The sequence below is a fragment of the Candidatus Aeolococcus gillhamiae genome, from assembly GCF_016464765.1.
Lineage (GTDB): Bacteria > Chloroflexota > Dormibacteria > Aeolococcales > Aeolococcaceae > Aeolococcus > Aeolococcus gillhamiae.
On record NZ_JAEKNS010000101.1, the window covers coordinates 1 to 11,571 of the forward strand.

The 11,571-nt window shown below is 68.3% G+C and carries 12 protein-coding genes; 7 read left to right on the forward strand and 5 right to left on the reverse strand.

Annotated features, from left to right (window positions below; all coding sequences use genetic code 11):
• Positions 1 to 1,243 precede the first annotated feature (1,243 nt).
• Together JF886_RS09865 and JF886_RS09870 are read right to left on the reverse strand one after the other, a co-directional pair.
• On the reverse strand, positions 1,244 to 1,585 hold the full coding sequence (locus JF886_RS09865; protein WP_337311985.1) for a hypothetical protein: 342 nt from the start codon (positions 1,583 to 1,585) through the stop codon (positions 1,244 to 1,246).
• A gap of 159 nt (positions 1,586 to 1,744) precedes the next feature.
• Complete coding sequence (locus JF886_RS09870) at positions 1,745 to 2,584, reverse strand: WD40/YVTN/BNR-like repeat-containing protein (protein ID WP_337311987.1); 840 nt, start codon at positions 2,582 to 2,584, stop codon at positions 1,745 to 1,747.
• Between the two features lie 245 nt (positions 2,585 to 2,829).
• On the opposite strand from JF886_RS09870, the gene JF886_RS09875 reads away from it, so the two are divergent.
• The 4 genes from JF886_RS09875 (at position 2,830) to JF886_RS09890 (ending at position 4,982) form a co-directional block, all read left to right on the forward strand.
• Positions 2,830 to 3,081 carry an SHOCT domain-containing protein gene (locus JF886_RS09875; protein ID WP_337311989.1) on the forward strand — a complete coding sequence of 84 codons (252 nt, stop codon included), beginning with the start codon at positions 2,830 to 2,832 and terminating at the stop codon, positions 3,079 to 3,081.
• A 68-nt stretch (positions 3,082 to 3,149) separates the two neighbouring features.
• Positions 3,150 to 3,572, forward strand: a complete 423-nt coding sequence (locus tag JF886_RS09880) for a BlaI/MecI/CopY family transcriptional regulator (RefSeq protein WP_337311991.1) — start codon at positions 3,150 to 3,152, stop codon at positions 3,570 to 3,572.
• 29 nt (positions 3,573 to 3,601) lie between these two features.
• The gene (locus JF886_RS09885; RefSeq protein WP_337311993.1) at positions 3,602 to 4,360 is read left to right on the forward strand and encodes a M56 family metallopeptidase; all 759 of its coding nucleotides are present in this window, start codon (positions 3,602 to 3,604) and stop codon (positions 4,358 to 4,360) included.
• A gap of 43 nt (positions 4,361 to 4,403) precedes the next feature.
• Positions 4,404 to 4,982 carry a class I SAM-dependent methyltransferase gene (locus JF886_RS09890; protein ID WP_337311995.1) on the forward strand — a complete coding sequence of 193 codons (579 nt, stop codon included), beginning with the start codon at positions 4,404 to 4,406 and terminating at the stop codon, positions 4,980 to 4,982.
• Between the two features lie 21 nt (positions 4,983 to 5,003).
• Here JF886_RS09890 and JF886_RS09895 read toward each other — a convergent pair whose 3' ends face one another.
• Genes JF886_RS09895 through JF886_RS09905 form a run of 3 tightly spaced genes read right to left on the reverse strand, consistent with a single transcriptional unit; the run spans position 5,004 to position 8,136 of the window.
• On the reverse strand, positions 5,004 to 5,537 hold the full coding sequence (locus JF886_RS09895; RefSeq protein WP_337311997.1) for a TlpA family protein disulfide reductase: 534 nt from the start codon (positions 5,535 to 5,537) through the stop codon (positions 5,004 to 5,006).
• Entirely contained in the window at positions 5,537 to 7,651 is a 2,115-nt protein-coding gene (locus JF886_RS09900) for a copper resistance CopC/CopD family protein (RefSeq protein ID WP_337312008.1), read from the reverse strand. Before JF886_RS09900 ends, JF886_RS09895 begins: the two co-directional genes overlap by 1 nt.
• 56 nt (positions 7,652 to 7,707) lie before the next feature.
• Positions 7,708 to 8,136: a DUF3105 domain-containing protein gene (locus JF886_RS09905; protein ID WP_337311999.1), complete on the reverse strand. Its 429-nt coding sequence runs from the start codon at positions 8,134 to 8,136 to the stop codon at positions 7,708 to 7,710.
• A 514-nt stretch (positions 8,137 to 8,650) separates the two neighbouring features.
• Between JF886_RS09905 and JF886_RS09910 the strand changes: the two genes are divergently transcribed.
• From JF886_RS09910 to JF886_RS09920, 3 genes are all read left to right on the forward strand, one after another.
• Positions 8,651 to 9,301: an SCO family protein gene (locus tag JF886_RS09910; RefSeq protein ID WP_337312001.1), complete on the forward strand. Its 651-nt coding sequence runs from the start codon at positions 8,651 to 8,653 to the stop codon at positions 9,299 to 9,301.
• Between the two features lie 128 nt (positions 9,302 to 9,429).
• Positions 9,430 to 9,957, forward strand: coding sequence for a TlpA family protein disulfide reductase (locus JF886_RS09915; protein ID WP_337312003.1), 528 nt, complete (start codon positions 9,430 to 9,432; stop codon positions 9,955 to 9,957).
• The gene (locus JF886_RS09920; protein WP_337312005.1) at positions 9,954 to 10,724 is read left to right on the forward strand and encodes a cytochrome c biogenesis CcdA family protein; all 771 of its coding nucleotides are present in this window, start codon (positions 9,954 to 9,956) and stop codon (positions 10,722 to 10,724) included. Before JF886_RS09915 ends, JF886_RS09920 begins: the two co-directional genes overlap by 4 nt.
• The last annotated feature ends 847 nt before the right edge of the window (positions 10,725 to 11,571 follow it).

The following is an 11,571-nucleotide window of genomic DNA, read 5'->3' on the forward strand; positions in this document are numbered from 1 at the left end:
CAGCCAACAGTCCATGGCCCGCCTACTCACTCCTGAGGGGCCGCCGTTGCTCACCAACCCGCTCACGGGAGGCATCGCCGCCTAGTTCACCGACGTTGTGAGAACTCCAGCGAATTCACACCACTCCAGGGGACTTGACCCAGGGCCAGAAGGCTCACCCCGGATTTACACCACACTAAGGGACACAATTTGTCCCAGACAAATGTGACATCCGGCGGACGACTTGTGAGCGTCAGGGGGCCATGGTGCGGCGTACAGCGACCCTACAAACCTCGGCTCGGGCCGCCATGGTGCCGAGCGAGGAGCCTCCGGTGCGTCGTCCTACCGCCCTCCTGTGCGGTTGCGCCGATTCGGGATCAACGTGGAGCGCCGTAGGATCTGTTTGGCTCCCCATGGGATCAGCATGGATCCCCATGGAAGTTGGGGGTAAGTAGTCGTGTTGAGGCTCTGTTGGCCGCCTCTCGAATACAAACTAAGCGCGCTACCTTGCCAAGGTAAGGGTCGCCGGTTCGAGCCCGGTCTCCCGCTCCAGCGGCTGATCCGAATACGAAATCGCGACGCTGCGGTCGGTGTGGACCACGTTGGTCTTGCCGAGAGTAGGGTTCTAGAAATTCCTAGGTCCACTACCTGGGCAAAGTGTGCTTACGGCCCGCGCGCGGCGGGCTCAACCGCCAGGTCCGGCGGGATGCACTCGCCTGCGCGAGCCCTGACATTGATCCCCATGTACTACAGAACCGCAGATTCGGCGCCGATCGGACATTAGAAGGCGAACTGGCGTAGCCACAGACCCGCCGGAGCCGTCCTCCGGCAACTGCGCCTCCCAGCTATGGGCTTGGAGCCCGAAACGGTCACGCCCAAGTCCCGCCACATGGCTGTGTACGCGGGCTACGAACACTGTCCGTCAAAGCGGGGCACGCCCAGTCTGGTGTGTGGTCGCTCTGGCTCGCTTCGCCAACAACGCGGAGAGCTCCGCCGACGACAAGCGAACGGGCATCTAACCCCCAAGCGGCACATGGCTATCGCGGGGTAGAGATCGCGGAGCGTAGTCCTGCCCTTAGCATCTCCCGCCAAACAGGTCGTCGATGATCGCCTGTGCGGTCGCCGGAGCTCGACCCTCGAGAATGGGCGCCTCGTCGGAGAAGGGCATAGTGAATCGAGAAACGGGCAGCAAGCATGCTCGCGCTCAGCGAGATCAGCGATGGCCGAGGCCTCCTCCGCAAGTGCAACCCTGCAGGCGCCACTGTCAGGACGCGGATCTCACTGCTCCAGGCCAGCCCGGTGCGTTGCTTTGGTCGACGACCACGCGCAGTTCTCGGCGAGCAGCGCGCAGCGCATCCCTCACCTCATGCTGGGTCTCGCCATCGGCGAAGATGAAGCCCAGGTATCGGTCACCGTCGGGGAGCGGCCGGACCCGGTCACCAACCGGAATGGTGATGGAGATGCCTGTGATACCGGGGACGTCGCGCGCAGCCGCCCTCCCCTCCACGGCGCGCAACACGCCACGTGTCTCCACCGGAACCATCAGCACCCCGGTGGGTCGCGCGATGCGCGATGCTGCAACGCGCCGGCCAAGCGCATTGGCCAACACCATCTCCTCGAGGCTGGCACCGTCGAGGTATCGCAGCGCCCGCGAGCACAGGCCGCCGATCGATCGCCCGTGGCGCTCGGCAGCATATCGATGACATGGCGTTGCGCGGTCTCGTCCTCAGCCCTGGCCAATGACCAAGCACGCGCATCCACACTGCTACGGAGCTGTGGTCACTGCCTGCCAACGAGCGCCGCTGTCGGCACTCGTGTAGACCACGGCGTGGTCGCCGTCCAACGCTGCGGAGAACCACGTATGCGCGGCATCCGGCGCCACGGCCACCGCGCTGATGTTGGGGGGCGAGTTGGGAAGTGTCCGCCAACTCACCCCGCCGTCGACGCTCTCGCCCAAGCCGTTACCTGCGAGCAATAGATGTTTCGCGTTGGTTGGATCGCGTGACAGCCACATGGCCGCTACACCCGGACTGAGCACCGACCAGCTGGCACCCCCGTCCTCAGAGTGCACGATGCCAGCCATCATGTCCGCCGCAATGAGCTCTCGGCCGCCCGGGCTGACGAGGATGGGGCCCATTAGAGACAGATTGCTTCCTCCAACCATGTTCCAGGTGCGGCCAAAATCCGTCGACGTGAAGATGCCGCGTCCGACGAGGTACGCGACGAGGTGAGTGGGCGCTGCGGGATCGAGTCCGACCGCGTGAACGTCTGTCGCCGGGAGAGCGCCAGTTTCGTCGGTCCACTGTGTGCCGCCGTCAATCGACGTGCGCAAACCGCCGTGGCCTGCGACGACTTGGGTGCGGCCGTCGGGCGCCATAGACCAGCTCATCGCATCGGCGTTCTGGAGAGCCGTGACCTGCTGAAAGCTTCGCCCGCCATCGTGACTGACCGCCGCAGACTGATGGCCGCCGACGAAGACCTCCCGGGGATCGGACGGATTGACCACCAGCGAATGAAGGTCGCCCCCGACGTAGGCCCCGCTCGCGCTTGCCGAATTGGCCGTGTTCGATGCGCCACGGGAATTCGCCGCAACGAGGAGGATCACGACGAGGAGTCCTCCGCCGAGCGCCGCGCCCGCCCATGCCCAGCCGGACACTCGGCGAGGTGGCGCCGGCCGCTGGGACGGCGACCGTCTCGCTCCCTTCCTACCTGGCTGCGGCCGTCGAGGCGCCGTCTTCTGAGCCACGCTGAGGTCTCCGGTGAACAAGTACGATGGTGCGATAGTAGCAACTTCGCCGAGACGCGCCCCACCACATCCTGCTGACAAGGGAGTGCATTGGAGGTTCGCGGATGATGTACGGCTGGGGCAACGGCGGTTGGGGCGTTGGGATGTGGATCGTGATGGCCGTCGTGATGGCGGTGTTCTGGGCGATCGTTGTCGTCGCCGTCGTGGTGCTCGTTCGGCACTTCGGCCATAGCCATGCTGCACCGACTCCAGTGGACATCGATGCAGAAGCGATCCTCCGTGCTCGCCTCGCTCGAGGAGAGATCGACGAGGACGAGTTCCAAAGGAAGCTGGCGGTCCTCCGCGAGCCCAAGTGACGATTCGATGCGGTCTCGATCCTCGTGTCTGCCTGGCTCTCCGTTGATACTATCCACGGTTAGTAACCATGACCGTACCGGTCCGCGAACAGAGGATTGATGTGCGAAGCGAGCGCGCTCGGGCCCGCGACCTGCTCGGCCCGTTGGAGGCCCGGATCATGGAGGCCGCCTGGACCGGACACCTGCCCGATCCGTTCGTGGTCCGCGATGTCCACATCCTTCTCCCCGATCTCGCCTACACCACGGTCATGACCACCGTGGCGCGCCTGGCTACCAAGGGCATCCTGAGCGTCAATCGCTCTCACGCGGCACGAGCGCACCGCTACCGCGTGGCCGAGGCGCCGGGCGAGCTGATCGAGCGACTGAGTCGCGCGGAAGCCGGCCAGGCCGTCGCCCGCTTCGGGGACGCTGCGCTCGCCGCCTTCGCCGCCGAGCTGGACCGCCTCAACCCCGCCCAGCGCGAACGCCTGCGTCGGTTGGCCGAACGGTGAGACGGTTGCGCGGCCCGATGCTCGTGGCCATGGCCGGCCTTCTCCCTCTCTGCTTTCTGAGCGCGGCGGGGATGTGCCCGGGCTGGCGCTGTGGCGAGTCGAGTTCGTCGATGGCCGGATGGACTGTTGCCCGCTCGGTGCCCCTGGGCCTCGGCGTGCTCCTGACCAGCGTCGTCATCCGCGCGGCCTGGCTGGCCTGGCGAGCACGGCGCATCGAGGCGCAGCTCAGGTCGGGGCCGATGCCAGGGGTGCGCACCGCGAGTGCACGCCGCCGTGTCGGCGGCCGAGCACAGCTCACCGATGTCGAGCACATCGCGGTCTGCACCGGTGTCCGTCGCCCTCGCGTTTACGTGAGCCTGGACGTGGTCGAATCACTCGATGACGAGGAACTGTCCGCGGTGCTGCTCCACGAACGGCGGCACGCGGTGCGCCGGGACCCGCTCCGCCGCCTGCTGCGGAACTCCCTTGCCGACGTGCTCTGGTTCGCACCCGCCGTGGGATGGTGGGCGGAACGGCGAATCGGCCGTGACGAGGTGGCCGCTGACGCGCACGCGGTGGAGAAAGTAGGCGCTCGGCCCGTTGCCGCAGCACTGCTCAAGCTCGAGCCGAGCCCTGGCGCCAGGTTCGCCGGCGCCGCGTACGGCGACGCAGCCACGGCGCGGGTCGGCCGCCTGCTGGGTGATCCCGACCAGGCGGGACGGTTGCCGACGCGACTGCTGCTGCGCACCGTGCTCGGGGCCGGGGTAACCGTCGTTTTGATGGTCTGCCTCGCCAGCCTCACCGGCTGAGGTGGCTGACGCTCTCGATCCCGTTCGACGTACGTACGGTCGCTTGGCTGCCAGCTATGACCGCCGCGCAAGTCGCTGGGATCGTGTCCTGGGACTCGACGCCGGCCGCCGCTGGGTCTGCGAACGCGCCCATGGCGATGTCCTGGAGCTCGGCGTGGGGACCGGGCTGAGCCTCCCCCACTACCCGCCGGAGGTCCGGCTCACCTGCATCGACGCCACCTCGGAAATGCTCGCGGTCGCGCAGCAACGAGCCACTGAGCTCGGCGTGATCGCAGATTTCCGGGTCGGCGACGCTCAGGCGCTGGACGTCGACAGCGCCAGCGTCGACACGGTCATCTTCACGCTCTCGCTCTGCACCATCCCCATGCCCGCACGTGCGATCGGTGAAGCGTGGCGAGTCCTGCGTCCGGATGGGCGGTTGCTGCTCATCGAGCACGTGCGCAGTCCCAATGCCGTGATCCGGACGGGCCAACGACTGCTCGACCCCTTGTTTCGCAGGCTCGAGGCGGACAATCTGTTCCGCGAACCGCTGGAGCATGTTCGCCGCCTGGGTTTCCGGGTCGAGGAGCTGGAGCGCTCGGCTTGTGGGATCGTGGAGCGGCTGCGCGCCACCAAGCCGTAGCTAACGCCACGGCGGCCCTGTTCAGCACTTCGGAGGACGCTGAGCGGGAAGGAGCGGATCGAGCGCGCTGATCAGCGACGGCTTGTCGAGGCCGCCGAGGCGCCGGCTGACGATGTGGCCCGAGGAGTCGGCGATCACCGTGGTTGGTGGCGCCGGCACATCGTAGGTCGCGGCCACGTCGGCGCTGGGGTCGGGAATGCTGGGATAGGGCACACCAAACTCCTGGATGTACGCCCGCCCATTGGCGTCATCGTCGCGCAGGTCGACACCAATGAAGACGACGCCGGCGGGCATGTAGCAGCGCGCGATCGCGTCGAGGTCGGGCTGCTGCTTGCGGCACGGGCCACACCACGACGCCCAGAAATCGACGACGACGGGGTGGCCTCGATGTGCAACGAGATCGAAGGAACCGTCCTGCAACGTCGACCCCGAGAGCGGCGGCAGGGTCTGCAGCGACGACCCGCCCAGGTCGGTTCGGGTGGCGATGTCCTGCTGCAATCCGCAGCCGGCGAGTAGCGCGGCAATGACGCCCGCCGCCAGCAACTGCTGGCGCATCAGCCGGGCACCGGGGCATCGATGGTCAGCGGTGCGTCGTAGTCGTGGAAGGTCTGGTCCATGAAGTGACCCTGGGCGCGCATGGCGACTCGGTGGACCAACCCGGTGGCGTCGATCCAGAGGCGAAACCACACCGGAGTTCCCGGGCTGCTGGCAAACAGCGCAACGATGGTGGTCCGGGTCCCGTCGACCATCTCCGACCCGATCGCGCGCTCGCCGAGGTAGGGATGGAACGCGTCCCAGATGAAGGACGGTTCAGGGATGACCAGGCTGCCCGCCTCCAGCACCCAGGGGGCGCCGACCGACTGGCGGTCGTAGCGCTTCGAGCCAATTGCGATGGTTGCGGCCCCGTTGTTCTCCGTCCAGGCCGACCGATCGGGCGCGATCGCGGTGTAGTCGCTGGTCACTGTGGTGGCGCTGCCCCCGGTGAGTGTCTCGTGCATCGTGTAGCTGTGCAGCGCACGCATCCGGGACAGCGCGGTCTGCACCAGCGAGCTCGCGTCGGTCGTGGGGAGCGACGGGATCTGAAACTGCGCGGTGCCCCCGGCGGCACCGCCGACGAGCACAGTGAGGCGCTCGTCGCCGACAAGTCGGACGGAGGCCTGACGGCAGGTGTCGCCACAGCCCTGCAATGCGATCGCCGACTGGTCGACGGCGACCCGCACGTCGAGAGCTGCAGCCGCGGCGGCGCCGTCCCACGGCAGTAGGTACAGGGTGAGTTGGTTGAGTCCGGGTTGCGCGGGAGTGACGGTGAGCCCTACGAGAACCTCGCCGGCGTGCTCGGCAAGCGTCAGCTGCGTTCCGTGCGGCAAGCCGGCGTTCGCCCCGGGCTGGCCACTGCCGGACGCCAGCGCCCGCGATGGCACCGGGAAGGAGGCGAGCAACGCCGCCGCCGCGACCACCGCGAGCGCGACGCCGCCCTCGACTCGCAGCCGCGGACGGCGCAGCCGCCAGGCCAGCAGCGAGAGCGGGATCATCAGCAGCACGCACCCCGCCTTGACGAGCAGAACACGGCCGTAGGCGCTGCCCGTCAGCGCTCCCAGGGTGCCGACGTTGCCGATCCCCTGGAGGATGCCGAAGGCAATGGTGAGCGTGAAGGTGGCCAGAGCCCAGGGGGTGAAGCGGGCGAGGAGGGCGACACCGCCCCGTCGCCAGCCGTCCGGTGGTCGGAGTGTTGCCATGGCCATGATGCCGCCCGCCCAACTCCCCGCGGCAACGAGGTGAACACTATCGGCGCCCAGCCCCCACCACTGCGGCGCGTTCCCCACGGCATGCCCCGAGGCGGCCAGAGCACCGAGGGGCGCCAGCACGGCCGGCCAGAGGTAGCGCGCCCGGACCGAGACGGCCAGCACTGCGTAGAGCTCGAGGACCACCCGGGCCACCCGGGCGACGCCACTCAAGCCGGCGCCGAAGTACCCGGCCAGCGCGGCGAAGGTGCCATCGGTTGCAGTGAGTGCCTCGGCGCTGATGACGATGCAGCCGGCGATGAAGGCCACCACCAGTGGGATGCGCAGACGGGGTCGTACCCACGCCAGGGCTGGCTCTCGTCGGCCCAACCACCCGATCAACAGCATGCCGACGGCGAGCAGGAGCGCGGCGTCCTCGACCCAGCGCGCGGCGGCGAGCGCCACGTCCCCCGCCGACGGTCCGCTGGCGGCGACTGCTGCTGCCGAGCCCCGAGCATCGACGGTGAAGGTGAGGCTGCCACGGGTGGTGTGACCGTCGTCGCGGCTGACCGCCGTCCAGCGCACCAGGTACTGGCCGGGGATGTTGGTGATGAGATCGACCCGGATCTCGGTGGCGGCGATGGGTCGGGCATGGGTGCTTCGCCCCTCGGGATCGGCGACGCTCGCCTGGGAGAGCGCCGGGTTGAGCGGCTCGCTGAAATCGAGCACCACCACCCCGGGCGCCAGACCGAGCCGCGCAGCGTCGGCCGGCTGCGACGTGACCAGGAAGGCGTGCGCCGAGGCGCGCATGGGCGAGATGGCGAACACGGCGAGGAGGCTGAGCAGGACGCCCGCCAGCAGCCGTCGGGACGATGGTCGCCAGCCGTGCCGCGACCGGGCTGCCGTCCGGGGCGGCGCTGCGGCGCCCGGCAGCGACCGTTGGGTCATCACTACCGCATGATAGTAGTCACGGCGACCCGAACCCCGGCGCGCGACGGCTCCAGCTACGGAGCCTGGTTGCTCTCCGGCGACTGGTCGCGATGGTTGTCGTAGAAGGCCTGCACTCGGGTGAGGTCGAGGCGGTCGAGCGGGAGGTACCAGTCCCACGACACCACCGCGAACCTCGGGGCCATGGTCGTCTCCGGGAGCACCAGCACCTTCTTCTCGCTGGACAGCTGCGGATCGTTGGGGAGGCCGTCGTACCAGGTCCGCAGCGCACGGACATCAGCCCCGCACCCCAACGGACAGTTGTAGAGGACGATCACGTAGCCGTGCTCGAGGTTGTGCACCCAGTACTCGGGGGAGCTCGGCCTGTCGTACACGCCCGGCAACAGCGGGGCCTGGCCAGCTCCGAGGTTGTAGTGACAGCCGCTGGTGGGCGGGTCATGCAGGTAGGTGACCTTGGTGGGCGGGTCGACGTGCGCGTGGGGCATCTCGGCAATGGGGCCGTCCGACCGCTGGGCTGGCGTTCGTGTACGGCGCGGTCGAGGCGTAGGCGGAGTTGCCGCTCGTTGGACAGGAATCGTTGCCGACGAACTGCACGCCGGGGCCCGGCACGCCAGTCGAGGCACGGCCTCTGGCGAGGAGGACCAGTCCAAGCACCACCACAGCCGCGACCACAGCGATGCCCGCAAACGACCATGGACGGCGCGCGCCGTGGGCGGGCACGTCCATCGATATCACGCGGCGTCCGCTCGGCGGCCTGCGCTTACCGCTCACCGCCTGCCGACAGGCGGATCCGTCACCCTGTCACCGCGGTCGCCTCGTGACACTTTTAACGCCCGGCGGCCAGGCGGTACTACCTCGCCACAGTACTATGGTGAGCGGAGTGCTCCCGTGGTGCGGCACCGTGATCCCGACCGGGACGCCTATGCCAGGACCGTCGTTCTTGACCCGCTCCGCGAGGGAGTGCGATCCTACCGGCCCGTAGTAGTTGCGAGGGGATGCATGACCGAGACGGGCGGAGCGGCCGGGCGCTCGTGGCCGCGTCGGCACGCGGTCGCGTTGCTCAGTGCGGCCGCCCTGGCCCTCGGCGTCCTGGGCACCGTGGGAATCACCCAGCTCGTCAGGAGCCATCCCACCCCCGCGCCTGCCCAGGCTCAGTACCTTCCCCCGATCGGTCGGCAGCCCACTCCGGCCGCGCCCTTCGTGCTCAAGGACCAGGCGGGTCAGGCAGTGAGCCTGGCCTCGCTGCGGGGGCGGACGGTCCTGCTGGCGTTCCTCGATCCACTCTGCAAGAACGTGTGTCCGATCATGGGCCAGGAGCTCGCCGCCCTCGAGCAGGGGCTGCCGCCCGACAAGACCCCGGCCCTGGTCATTATCAGTGTGGCGCCTGATCGAACGCCCGCGGACGTAAGCCACTTCGTTGCCAAGGTGACCTGGCGACCCGGCTGGCACTGGCTGCTCGGCTCTCAGGCTCAGCTCGCTCCCGTCTGGGCCGCCTACCACGTGTTCGTCGACGGGAGTGCCGCCGACGTGGTGCACGACGCCGTTCTCCTCATCATCGATCCGAAGGGGCGGATCAGCACCGAGTACAACGCGCCGCTGCCGCTCACCGAGGTGAACACATCGCTTAAGGCTGCGGACGCCGCGCGGTGATTTCGGCATCGGGTCGCGGCGTGTTATGCATCCTCGTCGGCAGCACGTCCGGCTAGCTCATGGCGAGCAACCCCCCCGAGACTCCTCGGGCGAATCGTCCCGCGGGACGCCCAGATCGGCGCGTCGCTGTGATCGTGGCCGTCCTTGTCGCTGCGGCCGCCGCTGGCGTGCTGCTGATGTCGCGCATCGGCCACTCGGACCCCGCCGCCGCGACACCGCAAACGTCGACTGACCCGGCGCACTTCGACCTGCCCGCCCTGATCGGCACTGGTCGTGTCCGGCTCAGCGACTTCCGCGGGCGCCCGGTTGTGGTCAATTTCTTCGCGTCGTGGTGCACTGCGTGCCGGGGTGAGGCGCCCGGTTTCCGGGCGGTGCGCGCTGCTGCCGGCCGGGCCGTCACGTTCGTCGGGGTCAACACCCAGGAGACGGGCGACGGCGCGGCCTTTGCCAGGGAGATCGGCATCAGTGACTGGCCCCTGGCGCGGGACGTCGGTGGGGCGTCGAGCAGCGGCCTCCTCGAGGCCATCGGCGGCGCCGGGCTGCCGATCACGGCGTTCTACGACGCCGCCGGCAGGCTGCGCCAGGTGCTGGTCGGCGCGCTCAGCGAGGACACGCTGCGAGCGCAGCTGCGCTCGCTGTACGGAATCCACCTGTGAGCACCGTCCTGATGACCAGCCATGCGCTCCCCATCGCGGCGTCCTCGGCGACCTATCCACTCGCTCTGCTCGCGGGAATGCTCTCCTTCCTGTCGCCCTGCGTGTTCCCGCTCGTACCGGCGTACATCGCCTACCTGAGCGGCACCACCGCACAACCGCTGCTCGTCGCTGGTGGCCCGACCGGTGCCGCCGCTGCGCTGCGAAGGACCCCGGTCGTTGCCAGCGGCGTTGCCTTCGTGCTCGGCTTCAGCGCCGTCTTCGTCGCCCTGTTCTATGTGCTGCGCGCGCTGGAGGTCACGCTGCTCATTCGGCACCAGCGAGAGGTGAACCTCGTGGCCGGACTGCTGGTCATCCTGCTGGCGCTGCAGACGATGGGGGTACTGCGCATCGGCGCGTTCATGCGCGAACGACGCCTGCATCTCGCGCCTCGTGCCGGAATCGCCGGTGGGTTTCTGCTCGGGGTCACCTTCGCCGCTGGATGGACGCCCTGCATCGGCCCGCAGCTGGGGGCAATTCTGCAGCTCGCTGTCGGCGGATTCGGAGGCCTGCCCTTCATGCTCGTCTACTGCCTCGGTCTCGCCATCCCGTTCCTGCTGGTGGCCGCCCTCACCGATCGCCTCCAGGGGATCATCCGCCGGGTGAACCGTCACCTGGGCGCAGTGAACCTTGTCGCCGGCGCGCTCCTCCTGGTGTTTGGGATCCTGCTGCTCACCAACCAGTTCACGTTCTTCAATCGCTTCTCAGGCCAGTCGCCGTTTGACGTTTAGGGCACGAGGGGCTCCGACCCGGAGGCTCTCCCACCCGCACCGCCCGGCCGAAGCCAGTGCGCTTCTCGAGGCGGTGTCCTTAACTAGAGACATCCTGACATTGTCGGCGCAGATGAGCCCGAAGGCGCCGCCGCACCGCAACCGCTGTCGACGCGAGCAATGCCACGGCTGTGCGTCCCAGACGTCGGACTGGGCGCAACCCGTTGCCGCGGATGCCGACGAGGCGGAGCGGCGCCGCCGCGTCCTTGCCGTCTCAGCTCTAGGGCACCTCGGGGCCGACGACGCCAGCGACGTGCAAGGCAAACAGCAGGACGAAACCGATCGCAAGTACAACCCCAGCCACGACTACCCATCGCCGTGCGACGGTCGATCCGCGGTCGCGCTCTACGCCACCGTCGTGATCAGGCTGCGGAGGCCGAGGCGTCTCAGCCATGTGGATCTCCTCACAATCTCGCACAACGAAGCATCGGCTAATCCAGAACGAACCGCACAGTCGTGTCCCGAATGGTGCCGCCATCGCCTCCATTGGCGAGGAGGTCGAGGATCGTTCGCCGGCGTTGGAGGCTGCCCGGCGGTAGATCCCGTTGTGGCCCGGGCCGTGACGATCGGTGCGGGGAAGTAGGTGAGACCGTGGGCGCCCCAGCGGAGTTGATGCGTGTCGGCGCGTGTCCCTTCGCACGCCGTCGTGGCTGCGGCCACCGCGAAACCTAGTGGTCCGTCCGGGAAATGACTCGACAACGAGCGATCTTCTCCAGAATGTCTTGGACTGATGCTGTCCAGATGAAGGGTGTGGGATCGGCGTTGTGCACGGAGAGGTACTCCCTGATGGCGGCGATGAGGGCGGGCA